The organism is Cytobacillus oceanisediminis (assembly GCF_003182355.1).
In the GTDB taxonomy this organism is placed as follows: domain Bacteria; phylum Bacillota; class Bacilli; order Bacillales; family Cytobacillaceae; genus Cytobacillus; species Cytobacillus oceanisediminis_A.
Genome location: NZ_QGTW01000012.1, coordinates 90,464 through 112,414, shown reverse-complemented (window position 1 = coordinate 112,414; position 21,951 = coordinate 90,464). Strand labels below are relative to the sequence as shown.

Below are 21,951 nucleotides of genomic sequence, written 5' to 3'. Positions count from 1 at the left end.
GCCCCCCATAAGCAAATATACTTATGTTAGTGTATGAGATCCGCCTATAAACGTGACAGATGCCTAATTCTTATTGGAGCTTTGCGGATTCATCTTCATTACCTTCGTGTTTTTCAGTACCCATTTGCCTTTTTCATATAGCCAGAAAGATTCAACAAAAGCGATGGTATCAGCATTATAAGCCCCGCTGATTCTCTGTACGCCCAGCAATCCTTTCTCGCCTTCCACAGGGGTTATTTTTAATGTACTATAAGGGTTTACCATTAGCTCAGTTGGTTCACTAAGCTTCCCATTTACATATAAACCAAGACGCTCATATTCCTCCCCGCGGTCCCTTAAATCAAAGGAAAACGATTGACTGGTATCTTGAATGCTTACAGATGCTTTATATCCATTTTCAAATTGGCTATTAATTATTAAGGGGGTTGGAACCGTCAAGTTACTCAATTTGAAATCTTTTAAGGAATACAAATAAAAATTGGATAATCCCCCGCTTCCTCCAGTCGGAATTCTTATATACATATCCTTGATGGCATCTCGGTTTAAATCTTCAAATTGTATCTGTGGTTCATATCCGCCTGATAGTGCCGCTTTATAAGTTTTCCCGTCAGAGGCTGCTATCTCCAAAAAGACTTCCTTTAAAAAAGCCGCACCCTCTTCATAATAGACACCCTTTATATAAACCGTATCTTCCTTCTTATCACCGGACACATCCACTTTTTCTTTTGATAACGTAATGATCTTTTCTTCCTCTTCACCAGCGTACACACCTGTTATGGCCGATAAAGACATAAAAAAGAACGCAGCAAACGCAAAGAGCAATTCTTTTTTCATAATATGAACCTCCCCTATTTTTTATTAGCTTCCCCATAAACATGGAAATTTAATGTAAAAAATCATAAAAAAACCTCCTATCACGAAGGATAGGAGGTTTCATAAAAAAATTATTTACCTGTTTTCTTTAAAGCACTTTCCTTTGTCTCCCATGATTCAATTCCATCGAGTCCAGGGATAGAATCAGCATAGAATACCGGATCTTTTCCTTCTTTACGCTGGGCCTTATAATCCTTAAGTGCTGCAAAGGCAATTTTTCCGAGCATTGTAATGGCAATCAAGTTGATTAACGCCATTATGCCCATGAATAAATCAGCAAGGCCCCATACAGTAGCCAGGTCAACCAAAGCACCGAAAATAACCATGCCGATTACTCCCAAGCGGTATATAAATATAGCCACTCGACTTTCTTTAATGAATTCAATATTTGTTTCACCGTAATAATAGTTGCCGATTACTGAACTGAATGCAAATAGGAAAATCGAAACAGCAACGAAAATTGGTGCCCAAGTGCCAATATGTGAAGATAAAGCTGTTTGAGTTAACTGAATACCTGATAAATCAGGAGTTGTATAGGCTCCTGAAAGAATTATCATAAATGCAGTCGCAGAACAAATTAGAATTGTGTCCACAAATACTCCCAAGGTTTGAATTAAACCTTGCTTTACAGGGTGAGTAACAGCTGCCGTTGCAGCTGCATTAGGTGCACTACCCATACCTGCCTCATTTGAAAATAAGCCCCTTTTAATCCCCATCATAACCGCAGCACCCATTGCTCCGCCAAATGCCTGATCCATGCCAAATGCGCCTTTTACGATTGTCGCAATCAGGCTTGGCACTTCAGTGATATTTAATACCACAATGACAATGGCAACCAATAAATAAATGACAGCCATAATTGGAACAATCACCTGGGATACATAGGCAATTCTCTTAATACCGCCAAAAATGATAATGGCAGTCAATACTGCCAGAATTAGGCCGATCATTAAGCGGCTTGTTCCAAAGGCTTCATTGAAAGCTAAAGAAATGGTATTGGATTGGACTGAATTAAACACAAGACCAAAACAAAATGTGATAATTACAGCAAACAGAATGCCCATCCATCGTTTATTTAGTCCTCTTTCCATATAGTAAGCAGGGCCGCCTCTGAAGCCATCTTTATCTTTGATCTTATAAATCTGAGCTAAAGTACTTTCTACAAAACTAGATGCTGCCCCTAGAAAGGCGATTACCCACATCCAAAAAACTGCACCTGGTCCGCCCGCTGCAATCGCAGTAGCAACACCTGCCATGTTACCAGTACCAATCCGGGATGCAGCACTGATTGTGAAAGCCTGGAAGGAAGAAATCCCTCGTTTGCCTTCTGCAGATACCATTCGTTTATCTCCTAGTATTCTGAACATTTCTCCCAAATAACGAAATTGTACGAACTTGCTTTTAACACTAAAATAAAGGCCTAAAATGATTAATACTGCGATTAGAATATAAGTCCAGACCAAATCATTTAAAAAGCCTACGGCTGAATTTAATCCTTGTAAGAATAAATCCATGCATTTCCCCCCTAGTTCATAATTTTTTCAATTGCGGCATTTTACTATTTTACAAAAGCAATACCCTTTCTAATCTATCAGAAGAATTTTTAATAGACAAGCCGTATATTCATTCCAAATGCTTAAAAATCATAAAAAAAGCTTGATAAAACCATAAAACGCCAAGTTTTTTATTCCCAAATTAATTTGTCTTTAAACGTTTTCATATAATTTTTTATTAGTTTTTTATACAGAAAAAAATCTAGCAGTAATAAGTATTCTTATGTAAAAAGGAATTTCTGCCAATGGAGTGATTCCTAAAATATTCATGGGTCGTCCGCTCGACCTAATAAACAGTTTCGTTGGTTTGCTATCATAGCGGATTCAATTCCAACACCCTTACAATATGATTAAATCGATATGCTAATATGTACAGAAAAAACCCCCTGCTAAAGGCAGAGGGTTACAAGAAATCTTATTATGTCGTTTGACTGCTATTATCTTGCTGATCTTCAATCTTCCAAATACATTTCGCTTTTCCGCTCTCAGATTCATCAATAATGAACGATCCATTTGAGTACCTGTCATTAAATCGGATAGCTGAAGCTTTGACAGCTTCTATATGGCCTTTCTCGGTTTCAATGAATATAGAATCGCTGCCTCTGATAATGACGGATCCAACAATGCGATGAGGGTTGGATTTTAATTCACGGAGCATGACCACACCGCGCTTGGCACGGGTAGTACGTTCGAACTCGCCTAGCTTCATTTTTTTAATGGAACCACGCTGTGTAACGATGACTACAGCCTGTTCCTTTGGATCTTCAATAAGCTGGGCAGCAGTAACAAAGTCGCCGTCCTTCAGATTAATGGCTTTCACTCCGGCCGCCCTGGCACCGACGATACTTACTTCTTCCTCATGGAACCATAATCCATAGCCTTGATGAGTAGCAAGGAATATTTCTTTCGTGCCATCAGTCTGATAGACATCCAGAACTTCATCATTGCCCTTTACATTAATGGCAACGAGCGGTTTGGAATACCTTTGCGCTTTATATTGCTTCAGCTCTGTTTTTTTCACCATTCCGTTCTTCGTCATAAAGAGCAGGAATGCCTCGGTTTCAAAATCTTTTACTGGAATAGCCCGGACAATGGAGTCATCCCGGTCAATCGGAATGATGTTGGCAATATGCTGGCCAAGATCCTTCCATCGTATGTCTGGCAGCTGATGAACCGGACAGTATAAATAATTTCCTTTATTCGTAAATACGAGCAGTACATCGGTTGTGTTCATATCCAGCTGGGCAATCAGCCTGTCCGAATCCTTCATGCCGAAATCCTGTCCGTTTGAAGCGGCAAAGGATCGCTGGCTTGTACGCTTGACGTAGCCTTCCTTTGTTACGGTGACGATGACATCTTCACTTGCCACCAGCACTTCCAGGTTGATTTTTATTTCTTCAATTTCCGCTTCAATTCTGGTGCGGCGTTCATCAGCAAAACGCTTTTTAACGTCTTTAAGTTCCTTTTTAATCACAGAGTAAAGCTTTTTCTCGCTTTCCAGAATGGCCTTCAGCTCCTGGATCTGCTTGGCAAGCTCTTCAGCCTCCGCTCTCAAAGCCGTTATGTCTGTATTTGTTAAGCGATATAGCTGTAAAGAAACGATGGCTTCAGCCTGTGGTTCTGTGAACTCAAACTTAGCAATCAAATTATCCTTTGCATCCCGTTTATCCTTGGAAGCACGGATGGCCGCTATTACTTCATCCAGAATTGAGAGTGCCTTCATCAAGCCTTCTACGATATGCTGGCGGGCTTCTGCCTTATGCAGGTCAAACTGTGACCTCCGGGTTACAACGTCTTTACGGTGGCCGATGTAGGCATCCAAAAGCTCCCTGAGGCCCATTAATTTTGGATGTCTATTGTGAATGGCTACCATGTTGAAATTATATGTTATCTGCAAATCGCTGTTTTTGTATAAATAATGCAAAACGCCTTCAGGATCCGCATCCTTTTTTAATTCTATTACGATACGGAGACCTGTGCGGTCCGTTTCGTCCCGGACCTCGGAAATGCCTTCCACTTTTCGGTCCAGGCGGAATTCATCAATTTTCTTCACGAGATTGGCTTTATTAACTTCAAAAGGAATCTCGGTGATGACAATTTGCTTTTTCCCACCGCGCAGGTCTTCAAATTCGGATTTTCCGCGGATAATGATTTTGCCTTTACCTGTTTCATAGGCTTTTTTAATGCCATCAACGCCCTGGATTATGCCACCGGTAGGAAAGTCGGGTCCTTTAATATGCTCCATCAGCTCATCAATTGAGCAATCCGGTTTATCCATACGCAAAATAACACCATCAATGATTTCATTTAAATGGTGAGGCGGAATTTCAGTTGCATACCCCGCTGAAATTCCTGTGGAACCATTAACAAGCAGGTTAGGATACCTGGCAGGCAGGACTGTTGGCTCATTGGACGTATCGTCAAAGTTAGGGATAAAATCAACTGTCCTTTTTTCAATGTCCATCAGCAATTCGGATGAAAGGGCAGAAAGCCGGGCCTCCGTGTAACGCATGGCTGCCGGTGGATCTCCGTCTATGCTTCCGTTATTCCCGTGCATTTCAACGAGAAGGTTTCGGACCTTCCAATCCTGGCTCATCCGCACCATGGCATCATATACAGATGTATCACCATGAGGATGATAATTGCCGATTACATTTCCTACTGTTTTTGCTGATTTTCTGAACCCTTTATCCTGGGTATTGCCCTCAACATGCATGGCATACAAAATACGTCTTTGAACCGGCTTTAACCCGTCACGCGCGTCGGGAAGTGCACGGTCCTGGATAATATATTTACTGTAGCGGCCAAAACGGTCACCAAGTACATCTTCAAGAGGAAGGTCACGGAATTTTTCTGCAGAACTCATGATTCAGCCTCCTCCTCTAAAACAGAAATATTTTCATTTTCAAGTATGCTTCCGTCTTCTTCAAGTCCGAATGCAACATTGGATTCAATCCACTTGCGGCGCGGTTCTACCTTGTCGCCCATCAACGTGGTAATACGGCGCTCCGCCCTTGCTGCATCATCAATCTTCACGCGAATCAGCGTACGTGTTTCAGGATCCATCGTCGTTTCCCATAACTGGTCTGCGTTCATTTCGCCAAGACCTTTGTAGCGCTGGATCATATAGCCTTTCCCAACTTTTTTAATAGTGTCTTGAAGGTCATCATCACTCCATGAATACTCAACCACTTCTTTTTTGCCTGATCCTTTGCTGACTTTATACAAAGGGGGAAGAGCAATAAATACTTTACCAGCTTCAAGAAGAGGCTTCATATACCGGTAGAAGAAAGTGAGAAGCAGCACCTGGATATGCGCTCCATCTGTATCCGCATCTGTCATGATAATTACCTTGTCGTAATTGATATCATCCAGATTAAAATCAGCTCCAACCCCTGCTCCAACCGCATGGATAATTGTATTAATCTCTTCATTTTTAAAAATATCCTGAAGCTTTGCTTTTTCTGTATTGATTACTTTACCTCTTAGCGGAAGCACAGCCTGGAACCGTCTATCCCTTCCTTGCTTGGCCGATCCGCCTGCGGAGTCACCCTCTACAAGGTATAATTCATTTCTTTGCGGATTGCGTGATTGGGCTGGAGTCAGTTTGCCTGATAGTACTGCTTCCGATCTCTTCCGTTTTTTTCCGCTCCTGGCTTCCTCGCGTGCTTTGCGGGCAGCTTCTCTGGCCTGGTAGGCCTTGATCGCTTTTTTGATTAATAGGGAGCTTGTCTCAGGATTTTCTTCAAGAAAATAAGACAAATGCTCAGAAACAACAGAATCAACAGCCGAACGGGCTTCGCTTGTTCCGAGTTTGCCTTTCGTCTGTCCTTCAAACTGCAGAAGCTCCTCAGGCACCCGAACAGAGACAATAGCGGTAAATCCTTCACGGATATCGGCTCCATCCAAGTTTTTATCTTTTTCCTTTAACAAATTCACCTTTCGTGCATATTCGTTAAAGGCGCGAGTCATAGCTGTTTTTGAACCCGCTTCATGTGTTCCCCCGTCTTTTGTCCGGACATTATTGACAAAGGACAATACATTTTCCGAATAGCCGTCATTGAATTGAAAAGCGAAATCGACTTCAATTCCATTGCTTTCTCCTTCAAAGCTTACTACCGGGTGAAGGACATCCTTTTCCTCATTTAAATATTCAACGAAAGCCTCTATGCCGTTTTCATAATGAAATACGTCATGAAAATCATTCCGTTCATCAAGGATCTCAATTTTCATTCCCTTTAGGAGGAACGCTGACTCACGAAGACGTTCACATAGAGTCTCGTAATTATAAGTAGTAGTGGAGAAAATCGTCGGGTCAGGCTTAAAATGGATTGTTGTGCCCGATTGGTTAGTCTTGCCTACTTTCTCAAGAGTGGTAACCGGTTTTCCGCCATGCTCGAACCGCTGTTCGTATACAAATCCGTCCCGCTTAATTTTTACAACCAGCCACTCGGAAAGGGCGTTAACAACCGAGGCACCGACACCGTGCAGCCCTCCGCTTGTTTTATAGCCACCCTGGCCGAACTTTCCCCCGGCATGGAGAACGGTCAATATAACTTCAGGCGTTGGCTTGCCCATCCGGTGCATTCCGGTTGGCATACCGCGGCCTTTATCTTGAACACTTATTGAATTGTCTTTATGTATTTTGACAATGATATGATCCCCGTAACCTGCCAGCGCTTCATCCACAGCGTTATCGACAATCTCATATACAAGATGGTGCAAACCCCTTGCATCCGTACTTCCAATGTACATCCCAGGGCGCTTTCTTACTGCTTCCAGCCCCTCGAGTACTTGTATGGCATCATCATTGTAGTCAAATGCTTCCTGATTTTTTGCCACGAACATACCCCTTTCATTTCTTGCAGCAACACTGGCCGCCAATTGCGGCTCTTGAACACCCGTATAAGTATTCGGCTCAAAGATCGTTTTTCCTTTATAAAAATTAGATAAATCCCGATATAAGAACAGGTGTTCTACACTCATATTTTACCATATAATTTAATAAGGTCTATGCTTTATTTTATCTATTTATTTGGTTTTGGCAAATACGTTCTTGAGTCTAAGGGAATTTTTAAAGATTATTTCCGTTAGTTAATCCCTTTATTTACCGACTTTATATAAAAAATAAAAACATGAGATCTTTTCAAGACCTCATGCTGATTTTACTTCGTTAATGCATGTTCAACTTTAATGCAGCGGTCCATGATGACAGTGTATCCCTTTTCTTTAAGAAAATCGTATGCTTCCTGATTTTCTACACCCAGCTGTGCCCAGAAAATATCTGCATCAATTTCAGCAAATTCCCTTGCAACCTCCGGAAGAAACTCGGATCTCCTGAAAACATTTACGATATCAATATGTCCCTCGATCTCTTTAAGGCTTGAAACGGCTTTAACGCCAAGAACTTCATCAACGGTTGGATTCACCGGGATTATATCATAACCTGCATTTTGCATTGCTTCGGAAACCATATATGAAGTACGATCAGGATTTCCGCTTAAACCAACAACAGCAATGCGTTTTGACTTTTTCAAAAGTGCGCCGATTTCTTCCCGGCTTGGATTTTCAATAGCCATCTTTTTCCCTCCCAAAACTTATAGTCTATATCTATATTACCTAAATTTCCTAAAATGTACTATCTAATTGCTTTAATGCTTATTTATTCTGCCTTATTTGCAGTTTATAATAATACAATGCGCGCTCTCTTTAAACCCTGCATTTTTAAATAGAGCTAAAGGTTTTTCATTTGTTGTTCCTGGACATAAGTTTATAACAACTGCTCCGTGGTTAAAAAAGTATGAAACTGCCATATCGGGCAATTTCCCTCCAATTCCGCATAACGGTCTTTTTCATTCACCCCAATAAACTCGATGCTGCCTTCTTGTTCTTCAAGATTGTATTATGCATTTAGATAGCCTTTCAAACCGCTATCTTCTCCTGAAGTATATACCTTTTGATTACTACTCATTCTTTCAATGATTTCCTTGCCAGAATAATAAGTATTTGGAAAAACGTTATCATGCAAAGAAATATACTCTCTATATTGTTTAGCCATTTATTATCATAAAAAATCGGCTGACTTGTTGATCAGCCGGGATAACAGCTTAATATACTACTGTTTCCAGTCTATTGATTAATCTTTTTATACTTGTGTTCGCTTCTTTTAACACAATGTCCTTATTAACCGTTTTTAGCTTTCTATTTTCCATCAAAATTTTTCCGTTTACTATGGTTGTTTCCACGTCCGCTCGAGTTGCGGAATAAACGATTCTAGAAATAGTATCTATGTCAAACGAAGGATAGACATGGAAATCATTTAAATTTAGGATGGCAAGGTCAGCTTTCTTGCCACGTTCAAGGCTCCCGATCTCACCTTCCATCCCAACAGCTTTTGCCCCGCCAATCGTAGCCATTCTGAATACCGTCCGGGCATTCATGGCTGTAGGCCCATGAACCGGCTTTTGAATAATCGCTGCCAATCTCATTTCATTGAACATGTCGAGATTGTTATTGCAAGGAGCGCCGTCTGCCCCCAAACTGACAAATGCCTGCTGCTCCAATAAATAAGGAACTTCAGCCACACCCGATGCCAGCTTTAAATTGGAACCCGGACAATGACTTACCTTCACTCCCCGCTGTTTTATAATTCTCTTTTCTTCCTCATCCAGCCAAACACAATGGGCTAGAATCAGCCTTTCATTGGCGAGTCCAATGCTGTCCAAATAAACAACATTCCTCATTCCATATTCTCTTTCAACAAGCAGAATTTCGTTTGCGTTTTCAGAAGCATGTGTATGGACTCTTACATTGTAGCCGGATGAAAGGTCCCTTACATTCGTAAGCAAGTCTTCAGTACAGGATACGACGAAGCGGGGGCAAAAAGCATATTGAATACGTCCATTATCATGGTTATGCCATTTTTCAAGAAGGTCCACACTCTCCTGAATGGATCTCGATGTTTTTTCTCTTAATAGAACGGGAACCTCGTCGCCCTTATCCATCATGACCTTGCCTGCGAGAGCCCTAATGCCGCTCTCGGCAATGGCCTGAAAAGCATATTCTGTATAATGGACCGTTTCCATGTCCACCACAGTTGTCGTACCGCTTTGCAGCAGCTCTCCGATTCCAAGCATGGCAGAGTAATAGATGGACTCTTCATCATGCGAGGCTTCAAGCGGCCAGATTTTTTGTTTAAGCCAATCCAGCAATTCAAGGTCATCGGCTTGCCCGCGGAAAAGGGTCTGGCAGAGGTGGATATGCGTTTGAATAAAACCGGGGATGACTGTTTTCCCGGAAGCATCTATTACTTTATCAGCTGAAACGTTTAAGTTTGGCCCTATTTCTGCAATTCGGTCATCCACTATATAGAGATCCCCGAAGAGAATATCTTCTTTCGCATTCATCGTAATGATTTCGGCATTTTTGATCAGGATGCTGCTCATTATACTCCGCCTCCTTGAAGTGGGCTTGACTGTATAACTTTTTGATTGCCGTAATTCAATATAAGCTGTTTGTAAAACTGGATGGACCGCCGGTAAGCTTCAATGCTGACCCATTCGTTCGGCTGGTGGGCAAGTTTTTCGTCCCCGGGTCCGTAGATTAGAGTCGGAATTTCACTTCTCGGATTCAGGACAGCCCCGTCTGTATAGTAAGAGACGCCGAAGTAATCTGTATTGGATCCTCCTTTTAAAATTTGGGCTATTTGAATGATATTTTCTGAAGGCTGTGTTAATATGGACGGGCGGTCCAATATTATTTCGACACGATATTGGAAAATTTCATTTTGTTCAATTAAGTGGTCCAGCTTGCTCTTCAGCAATTCAATAAAGCTGTAATGGGATTGTGGCGGAACCGTACGAATATCTGCTCTAATACTGCATTTATCAGGAATCACATTAGTTTGCACTCCGCCCTCAATCATGGTTACCGCTAGGCTGCTCTGACCAAGGGGTTCTTTTTCAGCCCTCCATCCAACCTTCATTTCATTCAGTATTTGGATGACCCTAACCATATGGTCCACTGCATTGATTCCCTGCTCCGGCATGGAGCCATGAGAGGTCCTTCCGAACGTTGTAATTTCGAGCCAGAGGGCTCCTTTATGGCCAATCACAATTTTTTCATCAGTTGGTTCGGCAATGACAAGCGCATCAATCTTTCTTTTTTCATTATCTTTTAAAAATGCTCTTGCCCCGCAGCTATCGACTTCCTCACCGGCTGTGGCGAGGAACGTTACGGTGGCGGGAGGAACTGCATCTGTCAGGAATATTTCCTCCAGCGCCAAAAATAACCCGGCCAGACCGCTTTTCATATCAGATGCGCCCCTCCCATAGATTCGCCCATCCACGATTTCACCTGAAAACGGTGGGTAATTCCATTCACCTGAACCAGGAGAAACGGTATCCATGTGCCCGCATAAAAATAGCTGTTTATCGCTTTTCCCTTGAAGGGTTACTTCAAAATTGCTTCTGTTCTTGTCCAGAAAAGTAACTTTATACGGCACCCCCTTTTCTTTACACCGGTTTATAAAAGCTTCAGTTACCAGATGTTCGTTTCCAGGAGGATTGGAGCTGTCGATTTGGAGCAGCTGCTGAAGAAATTGGATATCATTCATCAATCCGCCTCCACTATTTGCATTTTTAACGGGGTAACCTTAAACCCGTTTACAGGTGCCATATCCTGCGAGCAGGTAGTACAGGCAATGACCACATCACAAAGTGCTTTCAGCCTGACATAGTCACCCGGTTTGGAAAGGGGCTCTGCTATTTTATAATCACCCAAGTCATCAAGCACATTGTTCATGAATAGGTTGATAGGATCCGGGATAATAGGAGGATGGATGTGAAAAGCTCTCAAAGCGCTTTCAATATTATCATGGCAATTCGGATGGTCTTCTTTGCCAAAATCCACTTTATAACGGTAATAATCGCATGCTGGGAAAAAGAAATCATGCTTACCGACAGTATCCTCGACCAGCTGCATAAGCGGGCGGCGCCGATTGCTGTAAAGCAAATCGCCCGTTTTTAACCGGATGCTGCTTAATGAAGCCCGCATATGTACAGGAGATACATGCTCTGACGGGTCTTCATAGCTGAAACAGACAAAATCGCCCACCTGTTTTCCTTCCATATCAATAATAATTAGTTCCTCACCTTTGTAGAGCCTGGCACTTCTGCCTTCATAAGGAGGAATGATGATTTCCTCACGTAACCTTACTTTTTTAAAAACTTCTCCCAAGTGATCTCCTCCTTTAGTTATTATTCAATGGCTGTTTTAAAACTTATTTTAGATTTGGCACCCTGTTGATTGGAGCAGTAGGTGCAAGACTCCTCGAAAATGCATTCGGATTCCTTCGTACGGAGTGACTCATTCAATGGCCCGAGAGAGGAGCGTGTCTAAGGAGACCCCGCAGGCGCGAATGCACCGGGGACCGTCGGACCGCCGGCGGTTTTGCTGAGCTTCCTGAGCGGAAATCAACAGGCCAGTTGAACAGAGCCTATTCAATAAATACAGCTACTGCCCTTATTGGAGAGCCGGTGCCCTTTCGGATACGGAGCGGCAGGCCAAAATATAAAAACCGCATACCCGCAACTTGATCAAGATTACATAAGTTTTCAGTATTGGTGATTCCATATTCGCGGCAAATTAGATGGCCTGAATATTTCGGGTCATCCGGATGGTCAATGGCCGGTGCATCAATGCCAATATTCACTGCACCTTTGTCAGCGAGCCATTTAGCGGCCTGGTAATCGAGGCCTGTATAGACTGTAAGCCATTCTTCAGTTCCATATGAGCGGTTATAGTGACCTGTATAAAGGAGTACGATATCGCCTTTTTCAATAAACTGCTGCGAATTCCGCAGTGCATCCTCCAGATCTCTGCTTGTAATATAACGGTCAGGCGGAACATGCGACACATCCAGGCAAACAGCAGGACCGTAAAAAAAATCAAGCGGCATTTCATCAATGTATTCCCCATTTGGATCGTACTCATATGTGGCGTCACTGTGGGTAGGACCGTGTTCATTGATTAAAAGATTATTGGTGGCAAACATAAAGCCGATTTGCTTTTCACTTTCCTCGTGGGAGATGTTAGGGAATATCATCGTTTTTTGGTGCAGGGGAAAGACCGGCATCCCCTGATAAATTTCCTGTGTTAAATCGACTAGTCTGACTCCCATGGTTTTCCTCCTTTAAATAAAATTTTGTTACTATATGAAAAGCGGCAAGGACCGCCGCTTTTACGATCAATTGATAATGGTCGGAATAATTTCGAACTTATCTACATCAATTAAACCCATATCAGTAATTTTCCATTTAGGGCTTGTGACAAGTGACCAGAAGGATAAGTGCATAAACGGAACATCCATGCCGCAGCCCAGCACCTCTTTAGCAAGCAAAGATAATTCGTCTACCTTTTCACTCATTTCTTTACCTGTTAATTCATCTGTCATTAAACCGCCGATCCTTAAAGGCAGATCGCCGACAACTTTGCTGTCCTTGATCATCGCAATTCCGCCATCCATGGCGATTACGCGATTGACAGCTGTTACCATATCTTCATAATTTGTCCCTGTTACAATAATGTTGTGTGTATCATGCGCCACGCTTTCTGCGATGGCACCGCTTTTTAAATCAAATCCATGCAAGAACGTTTTGCCGATTTTACCTGTTCGGCCATGGCGCTCCACTACAAGAAGCGGAAGAACATCCTGCTGCAGGCATGGCTGGACGATCCCTTCTTTCACATTTAGGGTAAATTCACGCCCGCCAGTTAAATTCTGATATGGAATCGCATCAATCGCCCTCACCCTGGCACGGCTGCCTGGTGCTTCAATTGCCAAATCCTTAACAGTAACCGGCTTGCGCTTCACGGACTTCTTTACACTTTCCGGATATATGTAAGGAGCAATTTCCATCGTTAGTTCGCCTTTTTCGGCCGCTTTTTTACCAGCCAGATAAACCTGTTCAACGGTCATATTAGTCAAATCGCTAATGACTACTATATCCGCTCTTTTACCAGGAGCAATAACCCCCACATCCTTAAATCCAAAATGCGTGGCAGGGTTGATCGTTGCCATTTGGATGGCTTCAACAGGATCAATCCCTTCAGCAATCGTACGCCGGATAATATCGTTCATATGGCCGTAATTCAATAAATCCGCAGGAACCATATCGTCTGAAACAAGAATGGCTCTTCTTGAATCAAGGCCGTCTTCCGTAATGGCTCGAATGCAATCTGCCATATTTCTCTGTGAGGAACCTTCACGCATAAATACGCTCACACCATAGCGCAGCTTTTCTACTGTTTCTTCTTTTGTGGTCGTTTCATGGCAAGACACATGTGTTCCTCCGCTGATGATATGCGCGGCCAATTCCTTTCCAAACAACCCTGGGGCATTCCCTTCCACGGTCTTACCGATCGAATTTGCATAAGAGACGGCAGCAACGAGGTCATCAATCAATTCTGGAGCATGTTCGTAAACTGGCTTAATATTGCTGAAACTTTGAATCTCGCCGATTCCCTGGACATAGTCATCCGAGAGAAGCTCCTTCATATCTTTGGATGTAACATCGAACCCTGAAGTTTCAAGACCAGGGGCGTCCGGTACGGCGCATGGTACCGTAAACAAAATCCTGTTTGGAAGCGTTTTTGCTTCTTCAATCATAGCCTGCATGCCTTTTACACCAAGAACATTTCCGATCTCATGCGGGTCCCCGATTAAAGTAGTTGTTCCGGTTGGAATGGAGAGCTTGGAAAATTCCGTACAAGTCAGCATGGCACTTTCAAAATGCATATGTGAATCAATAAAGCCGGGACAGATGAACTTTCCTTTTACGTTTTCAACCTTTGTTTTCGGTCCGATTAAGTCTTTTGCATCCCCAGCCATTAGAATAAATTCGCCCTTGATCGCAACATCCGCTTCATAGATTTCACGAGTTATAACATTTATAAAATACCCGCCCTTTAGAACCAGATCTGCATGTAAATGGCTATCAAGCAATACATCAATCAGCTTGCGATGCTGGATCGCTTCTTTAATTCTTTTTGCGTCCATTTTCCTTTACCCCCCTGTCTTCGTTCCTTCCACACTATCAATAATTCCGATTATCGCAGCATCAATGGGAGCCTCTTTGTTTTGGACAGCTCTTGAAGCCATGCTTCCTGTCACGTAAATCACCTTTTCTCCAATTCCAGCTCCTACAGTATCAACGGTAATAATGGGGTTCGGTAACATGCTGCCATCCAATCCAATAGGCTGAGTGATTAATAGTTTGGTGCCTGTTAAATTTTCGTCTTTCCTTGTGGCAGTTACACGGCCCACCACCATTCCCATTTGCATACTAATCTTCTCCCTTAAAATAGATTGTTCAAAAGTCCGGAGGTTAGTGCCTTCCTGTTTGAGCAATCATTAAAATGTTTTGAGCAATATATTTAATTCCTTGGCCATATCCCTCGCTAGAGGCGTAATGATGCTTCCACCTTGAATTCGTATTTCAGTTTGGTTATGCAGATGTGCATTCCGGATTGTTTCCTTTGAAATGACGGTTTTTTTATTCTCTTCCGGTTTGAAATCGGCTTTTTCATTCTTGGAAATCAAAATAATGCCCATTGACTTTAGCTGGACAAGCTGCTGCAGCATTGTTCTTTTCAATAGCGCAGGCCCTTTGTCCATTCCTTTCATTTTCCAATAAGGATCATGGGGATCTGCGCCGGTTTTTAAAGCTACAATCTTTTTCCCTTTTAAAAGTGCTTCCAGAATAAGGCGGACAAATGGCCTTTGTTCATTCAGGGATAAGAGGTCATTTACTAAGGAAAAAGAAAGGATGGGGAGGAAAATTCCATCTATTTCTCTTAAAATTTCTTCCCCCAGACATGCCTGGGGGATCCAATCATCATTCCCCGCAGCCTTAATAAGTTCCCTGAGCTCCATCTTGGCCAAGAGTGAGTTTTCACCTGTTAGCCGAAGAGTAATAGTATCCTTTTGCATTTCCTTTAAGTAAGAAAATCCCGGTTCCATTCCAATCATATGATAGGTTAATAGAGCCAGGACATATGGTTTTCTAGGGAATCCGCCTCCACGGTGGTAAATCTCTTGCAGAGTGTGTTTGACCATTTCACTCTGCACAGCTTTAACCATGCTTATTCACCGATCTTTTTGGATAACAATGCTCTTTCAACTTCACTGTGAGGGCGAGGGATTACGTGTACGGATACCAGTTCACCAACACGGCTTGCAGCTTCTGCCCCTGCATCTGTTGCGGCTTTAACGGCCCCAACATCACCTCTGACCATTACTGTAACAAGTCCGAATCCTACTTTTTCGTATCCGCAAATCTCTACATTTGCAGCTTTAACCATTGCGTCAGCAGCTTCAACAGCTCCCACAAGACCTTTTGTCTCAACTAACCCTAATGATTCTCCCATGATAATGCCTCCTTGAATAATGTTTGTTAATCTTTATCGCCATCCGCCCCGTTATTGCTTTTTTTCTTATCTTTCTTTTTCGCCGGCCCTTTTTGTTTGGTTTTGCTTCCGCTATCGGCTTGGGCATCCGCCATTTGTTCCGGCTTGGTTTCTGTGTCTTCTGCATTCTTCTCATTCAGCTTAAATTGAGGAAGAAGCTTACCGGAAACCTCACTATGGGCTCTTGGTATAACATGCGATGATATCACCTTTCCAACTCTTTCAGCCGCATTCACACCTGCATCAACCGCCGATTTTACGGCAGCAACGTCTCCATTAAAGTGAATCGTTACACCAAGATATCCGCTGACACCAATTATTTTTTCAATGCCTGCAATTTCTACATCAGCTGCCTTTACTGCAGCATCTGCAGCCGAAACCGCGGTAGTATAACCAACTGTTTCGATTAGTCCCAATGCCTGCAATTATGATGCCTCCTTCCAGGGGAATTACTGCAATAAACCCTTTATTATTACTTGATTCTTTCGGCTTCCTTTTTCAGATCCTCTGAAATCTTGGAAACTGAATCATATTCTCCATAAATCAGCAGGTAGTTTTTTTCAAAGGAGAATCCTGCAGTTATGGCCGGATTCCTTTTTAAATAACGGTCAGCCAATAAAACGCCTGTATAATAATCGAACCCTTCAATCACTGCTGCTCCGCTCACAGATCCCTTAATATCAAGCTGTTTCGTCAGCCATGGGCTCGGAGAAATGGCTTTATAAATGTGAATACTTTGATAAGTCCTTTGGGAAACCTTTTTGTAGAAAACCTTTACCGCATCCAGAAGCGCTTGTTCGTTGTCTTCATACAATTCTAAAACAAAGCTCTGCCGGCTTTCCTTATCCCACGTTAAACAATACTTCATGGAAGGGTATTCTCTTAAAAGGTCATTTAAGTAAAAAAGTTGTCCTGCCGTACATTTTTCGGAAGTGATAACGCCGATTGAATTTGACTTTAATGATCGCTGAAAGTTATTTTCAAGGCTTGAGTGCAAGTCATTGAAAAGCCACGCTTTAGTGCCATCTGCTGTTTGACCAATTAGTTTGCTTTCTCTTAGTGAACGCTGCTGTTGTGAAGAAAAAGATTCATAGGAGCCTGCAGGCTTTTTGCCCTGGATTAAGGAAATGGTTTGCAGCTGTGCAAGAGGATCTTTTAAATATCCTTTTGCCCTATTATTATTTCCGTTCGTAGGCTGTTGCGGCTTTACCTGTTTAGATATATGCGTTCTTTGATGAGAAGGTGGTACAGCGGCTGCAACCGAAAGTCTTTTATCCATTTTTGCCCGCTGATAGTTCGGGCGGCTGATCCCCGGTATTGCCTGATTGCTTTTCATTTCCTTCATAGGCTGTTCAGTTTTCTGTACTTGAGGAGGAATTGCCATAATGGGATTCATCTTTGGCTTTTGATAGGGCTTCATGACTTCTTCCACTACACTTTTTATGAAATCCGACACTCAATTTCCACCTCCTTTATAGGATCTTGCTTAGTTCAGAATGGGGGCGAGGGATGACATTAGAAGAAACGAGTTCTCCGCCAGTCTTGCTATGGGCGGTTTTTCCAACCTCTACAGCTGCTGTTACGGCGGCAACATCCCCCTCAACAATCACTGTCACTAGTCCTGATCCTACTCGTTTCATATCAACTAAACTTACATTTGCAGCTTTAGCCATTGAATCGAGCGCTTCAATTGCGGCTGTTAACCCCCTTGTTTCGATCATGCCAATTGCTTTCATTTTAATCCTCCTCTATAGAGACAGCGGAAGGTGCTATTTTTTAAACTTAGAAGGTTTGATATTTATAATTTCCTATAAATAATCTTCAAGATTCACTTCAAATGGAATCGAAGTTCTCTTAAACAACTCTTCCTTGCCTAGCGGATAGGTAGCATCGATTCCCATTTTGTCGGTGACTCCCTTTAAATGGTAAGATGATTCCAGCGGCGACCCTTTTGCACCAGGGACAATAAAGACATCATCAGAAGCCTGAACCCTGGTTGCAATGGCCCATTCCACATCGTCCGAATCAAAAATGTCCACATCATCATTCACAACTACCACATGCTTCAAATCTTTATCACTGGCAAAAGCGGCCAGTGCAGCCTGTTTTCCATCCCCTTCATGCTTTTTTTCAATTTGGATTACTGCATGATAACGGGCCACCCCTCCCATGGGGATATGGACTGCTTTTATATTGGGAACAACCTGCCTGACCGTACTGAATAGGGTTGCCTCCCTGACCAGCGCCATTGGCAGCTTTTCTTCATAGCTTGAAGGGAAAATGGTCTGTGCAATTGCATTATTGCGGTACGTAACAGCCGAAAATTCAACAATTGGCTGAGGAGTTTTGGTTCCATAATAGCCGGCCAGTTCGCCAAATGGGCCTTCCATTTCTCTTTCATAAGGAAGCATCCGGCCTTCAAGAACAATCTCTGCCTCAGCTAGAACTTCCAAATCTACTGTTTTGCATTGAACCACATCCAGGGATTGTCCAAGTAATGCACCTGCCACATCCAATTTATCTGTATGGTAGAGATGGGTACTGATCTGGGAACTCAAGACAACAGCAGGTACAACACCGAACATAACTGCCACTTCCATTGGTTCCCCCATTTTTTCAAAATGTGCATACTGTTCCATTAATTCCGGAGAGGTTATGAGGATATTGGTGCGGTTTCCACCCAAGTATTGCATCCTTCTGATTGAGGTATAGCGTTTCTGGCCGGATAAATCTTTCACCACGAGAATGCCTGAAACATAGTAAGCACCGGAGTCTTCCGCATGATAGGTTGGGATCGGAAATAAATCTGCCAGATCAAAATCGCCTGTCACCAGATTTTCCTGTACGGGTCCGGTTTGCTTTAAAGTTGTTTGAATAGGATTGACGATCGATTCGATTATTTTAGGAACTAGGTCAGATGCCGGGATTCCCATGCTATCCGCAAGCAGATCTCTGTCACCTCCAAGGCCGGCAGCCATCGGGGTGTGATAACCCTTTATCTTTTCAAATAAAAAAGGTTCTCTTCCATTTCTGGCATTAACCACAGCACCAAGCTCATATAAGGGATCAACTTCTTTTCTAACCCGGTGAAGGAAGCCTCTTCCTTCCCAATTATCCAAAAGTGCCCTCAGTGTTACTGGGTTCATTGTGCTTCCCCCCATCTTTCCAAAAGCTGATGATCAATATCCAGCATATCCAAAATACGGGAGACCATAAAATTGGCCAGCTCCCATATTTCTGTAGGCTTATGGTAAAAGCCTGGTGATGCAGGCATGATGCACGCTCCGCTTTCAGCAAGAGCCGTCATGTTCCGCAAATGGATTAAATGGAAAGGGGCTTCGCGCGGAACAATAATAAACTTCCTGTTTTCTTTAAGTACAACACTCGCTGCCCTGCTTAGAAGAGTGTCGCCCACACCATTTGCAATCGCACCCAATGTATTCATGGAACAAGGAACAATCACCATCCCATCTGTCTGAAAAGAGCCGCTCGCAACCGAGGCAAAAAGGTTTCGGTTGCTATGTATAGTGGCATATTCCTTGAGCTCCTCCATCTTGACTCCACATTCAAATTGCATGACCTTTTCTCCCATCTCCGTTGCAATTAAATGCGTTTCTATTCCGAGTTGATGGAGGGCGCGGATCAATGTATATCCGTACAGCGACCCGCTTGCTCCGGTAATTCCCACTAATATCCGCTTTTTTCTTTCGGATGTTTGTGATTTAGACAACTGTATTGTCTTGGGAGAACTTCTTTTTAGCCATTTCCTTGTATTCTTCTGTAGTTAAAATATCGCCAAAGATGTCAATATCACGCAAACCGGATACATGCATATCATCATCCTGGGAGGCAGTTCCATCTGATATGCAGATGACGTTATAGCCATGATATAAAGCATCCGATGCCGTGCTGCGTACACAGACATTCGTCCAAACACCTGTTAACACGACCGTATCAATTTCTTCCTCTCTTAAGAAAAGGTCGAAATCTGTGTAGCTGAACGCGCTGTGACGTCTTTTTTGCACAACATAGTCACCCTTGCTTTCATCAGGCTGCAGCTCAGGAATGAACTGGGATCCCCACGTACCTTTTACAGCATGGACAGGCCGCACCCGGAAGTCGCGGTCATTTTTCCGGTGGGCTTCCTGAACATGTACCACCTGAATATTATTTTCATGGGCAAACTCAATGAGTTCTTGAATTTTTGGAACGATTTTCTCCCCGTTTTCACATCGTAAAGCGGCTTTTTCCCCGATAAAATCATTCAGCATATCAATAATAACCACACAATGCCTATTTCCTCTTAGTTCCATCCAAACCCAACCTCTCTCTTTATTAATAGATCTGTTAAAAGTCTGTTGATTTCCGCTACATGTGCGCAGCGAACCGCGGGTGGTCCGACGCTCCCCGGCGCAGTGCGCCTGCGGGGTCTCCCTTTATCTCGCTTTTCCCGCAGGCCATTGGAAGAACATCCTCGAACAACAACCGCGAAGGAAAATGCAGATGTATATTTTCGAGGAGCCTCGCGCCTTCCGCTCCAATCAACTGAGTGAAAAAACAACAATGTGCTTTTACAGAGCCTTATTGTTTAACTGTTTCTTTGGAAGTTACTTTCACTTCATTATATTTCTCATATTTAAATGTTCTCTCCAGGCGCTGAATGCTTTGGCGCGGTACAAATTCTCCGTACCCGGCTTCGCCCGTAATACCTTTATCCTCTTCAAAGACAATATTTCCGCGGACAATCGTCTGTACCGGCTTTCCTTTAAGCTTCATGCCATGGAGCGGATTATATTTAGCCATGGATTCTGTTTTCTGCTCATCAATCACATATTCTTTGTTTAGATCAATGACCGTGAAGTCGGCATCTGCCCCAATTTCCATGGAACCTTTTTTCGGATAGATACCATAATGGATTGCGGCATTTCGGCTTGTAACCTCAACAAACCGGGAAAGGGATAAGCGGCCTTTATTTAATCCTTCACTAACAAGGATCGGAACCATTGTTTCTACACCAGGAATTCCTGGGAATGTATTCCAGATTGTCGCTCCAGGATAGTCTTTTTCCGTAGCAATTTCATATGGTGCATGGTCAGTTCCAACAAAATCAATCGTTCCATCAGCAAGTGCCTGCCAGTGAGACTCATTGTCTTCTTTTCCGCGCAATGGAGGTGCAATTTTTGCATATGCCCCGCGTTCAGTCATGGCATCCTTGGCATTTAGGACTAAATAGTGAGGACAAGTTTCTGCAGTTACTTTCACACCACGTTTCTTTGCTGCCTTTACAAGCTCGACGCCTTCCTTTGTGCTCATATGTACTACATGAACACGGGCATCTGTTGCTTCTGCAAAGCTCAGGATTAACTCGATTGCCACTTTTTCAGCAAGGCTGGAACGCGCTTCCGCCCACGCAGGACCATCCATCCTGCCTTCTTTTTCAAGCTTCTTGGAATAGAAGGTGCATATATCATAATTTTCAGCATGGACGCCAATTGGCAGGCCTGTTTTGGCTACATTGCTGAAAATCTCCAGCATTTCAGCATCTGAGACTTTAGGGAAAGTTGGCACTGAAGGTGTCATATAAACCTTGAATGCAACAACTCCTTGATCAATTTGAGGATATATATTATCAATCCATCCTTCACGGGCATCTTCACCAGTCATTCCGCCCCAGAAGCAATAATCTATATAAGCCTGGCCCCGGATAGGCGCAATTTTCTTATTAAAGCTCTCGCCATCACGGACAGAAGGTTTACTGCAGCAAGGCATATCAATAATGGTAGTTAAACCGCCGGCAGCAGCAGACCGGCTGCCTGTCGCGAAAGTTTCCCTGTGGGTAAAACCAGGATCCATGAAATGGGTGTGTGGATCGATACAGCCTGGCACAACGAGCTTTCCAGCAATATCAATCACTTTTTTGGCATTAAGGAAGCTGATATCATTGGTGTAGCCTACAATCTTCCCATCGTTTACCAGAATGTTTGTTAATACTTGACGATCTCCTTGAGGAATATTTGCGTTTTTTAAAATTAAATCCATTTACCCTGCTCCTATCTAT

General features: G+C 43.0%; 20 protein-coding genes. All 20 read right to left on the bottom strand.

The genetic code is table 11. From position 1 onward, the window contains the following. Positions 1-63 precede the first annotated feature (63 nt). A complete protein-coding gene (locus DFO73_RS20325; protein ID WP_110066524.1) occupies positions 64-834 on the bottom strand; it encodes a hypothetical protein in 771 nt (256 codons plus the stop codon). A gap of 110 nt (positions 835-944) precedes the next feature. Next, a complete protein-coding gene (locus tag DFO73_RS20320) occupies positions 945-2,387 on the bottom strand; it encodes an alanine/glycine:cation symporter family protein (protein WP_110066523.1) in 1,443 nt (480 codons plus the stop codon). A gap of 457 nt (positions 2,388-2,844) precedes the next feature. Beyond that, complete coding sequence (parC, locus tag DFO73_RS20315; protein ID WP_110066522.1) at positions 2,845-5,292, bottom strand: DNA topoisomerase IV subunit A; 2,448 nt, start codon at positions 5,290-5,292, stop codon at positions 2,845-2,847. Next, positions 5,289-7,268, bottom strand: coding sequence for a DNA topoisomerase IV subunit B (parE, locus tag DFO73_RS20310; RefSeq protein ID WP_110066601.1), 1,980 nt, complete (start codon positions 7,266-7,268; stop codon positions 5,289-5,291). Before parE ends, parC begins: the two co-directional genes overlap by 4 nt. Before the next feature lie 323 nt (positions 7,269-7,591). Further along, on the bottom strand, positions 7,592-8,005 hold the full coding sequence (locus tag DFO73_RS20305) for a CoA-binding protein (RefSeq protein WP_110066521.1): 414 nt from the start codon (positions 8,003-8,005) through the stop codon (positions 7,592-7,594). A 528-nt stretch (positions 8,006-8,533) separates the two neighbouring features. Beyond that, positions 8,534-9,871 carry a 5'-deoxyadenosine deaminase gene (locus tag DFO73_RS20300; protein ID WP_110066520.1) on the bottom strand — a complete coding sequence of 446 codons (1,338 nt, stop codon included), beginning with the start codon at positions 9,869-9,871 and terminating at the stop codon, positions 8,534-8,536. Then, positions 9,871-11,040: a M20 family metallopeptidase gene (locus tag DFO73_RS20295; protein ID WP_110066519.1), complete on the bottom strand. Its 1,170-nt coding sequence runs from the start codon at positions 11,038-11,040 to the stop codon at positions 9,871-9,873. Before DFO73_RS20295 ends, DFO73_RS20300 begins: the two co-directional genes overlap by 1 nt. Next, positions 11,040-11,663: a DUF1989 domain-containing protein gene (locus DFO73_RS20290; protein WP_110066518.1), complete on the bottom strand. Its 624-nt coding sequence runs from the start codon at positions 11,661-11,663 to the stop codon at positions 11,040-11,042. The genes DFO73_RS20295 and DFO73_RS20290 overlap by 1 nt, the downstream gene beginning before the upstream one ends. Before the next feature lie 259 nt (positions 11,664-11,922). Further along, a complete protein-coding gene (locus tag DFO73_RS20285) occupies positions 11,923-12,606 on the bottom strand; it encodes a cyclase family protein (protein WP_110066517.1) in 684 nt (227 codons plus the stop codon). A gap of 66 nt (positions 12,607-12,672) precedes the next feature. Then, positions 12,673-14,484 (bottom strand): adenine deaminase, encoded by a 1,812-nt coding sequence (gene ade / locus DFO73_RS20280; RefSeq protein ID WP_110066516.1) that lies wholly within the window; start codon positions 14,482-14,484, stop codon positions 12,673-12,675. A gap of 6 nt (positions 14,485-14,490) precedes the next feature. Next, positions 14,491-14,769, bottom strand: a complete 279-nt coding sequence (locus DFO73_RS20275; RefSeq protein WP_110066515.1) for a EutN/CcmL family microcompartment protein — start codon at positions 14,767-14,769, stop codon at positions 14,491-14,493. Between the two features lie 69 nt (positions 14,770-14,838). After that, positions 14,839-15,567, bottom strand: coding sequence for a hypothetical protein (locus DFO73_RS20270; RefSeq protein ID WP_110066514.1), 729 nt, complete (start codon positions 15,565-15,567; stop codon positions 14,839-14,841). A 2-nt stretch (positions 15,568-15,569) separates the two neighbouring features. Further along, positions 15,570-15,854: a BMC domain-containing protein gene (locus DFO73_RS20265; RefSeq protein ID WP_026581688.1), complete on the bottom strand. Its 285-nt coding sequence runs from the start codon at positions 15,852-15,854 to the stop codon at positions 15,570-15,572. Positions 15,855-15,880: 26 nt separating this feature from the next. After that, complete coding sequence (locus DFO73_RS29670; protein ID WP_110066513.1) at positions 15,881-16,318, bottom strand: BMC domain-containing protein; 438 nt, start codon at positions 16,316-16,318, stop codon at positions 15,881-15,883. A gap of 47 nt (positions 16,319-16,365) precedes the next feature. After that, complete coding sequence (locus tag DFO73_RS20255) at positions 16,366-17,349, bottom strand: hypothetical protein (RefSeq protein WP_110066512.1); 984 nt, start codon at positions 17,347-17,349, stop codon at positions 16,366-16,368. Between the two features lie 16 nt (positions 17,350-17,365). Next, positions 17,366-17,629: a BMC domain-containing protein gene (locus DFO73_RS20250; protein WP_309043914.1), complete on the bottom strand. Its 264-nt coding sequence runs from the start codon at positions 17,627-17,629 to the stop codon at positions 17,366-17,368. A 72-nt stretch (positions 17,630-17,701) separates the two neighbouring features. Continuing rightward, positions 17,702-19,039 carry a UbiD family decarboxylase gene (locus DFO73_RS20245; RefSeq protein WP_110066510.1) on the bottom strand — a complete coding sequence of 446 codons (1,338 nt, stop codon included), beginning with the start codon at positions 19,037-19,039 and terminating at the stop codon, positions 17,702-17,704. Continuing rightward, on the bottom strand, positions 19,036-19,581 hold the full coding sequence (locus DFO73_RS20240; protein WP_110066509.1) for a UbiX family flavin prenyltransferase: 546 nt from the start codon (positions 19,579-19,581) through the stop codon (positions 19,036-19,038). Before DFO73_RS20240 ends, DFO73_RS20245 begins: the two co-directional genes overlap by 4 nt. A gap of 34 nt (positions 19,582-19,615) precedes the next feature. Then, entirely contained in the window at positions 19,616-20,206 is a 591-nt protein-coding gene (locus DFO73_RS20235) for a cysteine hydrolase family protein (protein ID WP_110066508.1), read from the bottom strand. A gap of 268 nt (positions 20,207-20,474) precedes the next feature. Next, positions 20,475-21,932: an allantoinase AllB gene (allB, locus tag DFO73_RS20230; RefSeq protein WP_110066507.1), complete on the bottom strand. Its 1,458-nt coding sequence runs from the start codon at positions 21,930-21,932 to the stop codon at positions 20,475-20,477. Positions 21,933-21,951 lie beyond the last annotated feature (19 nt).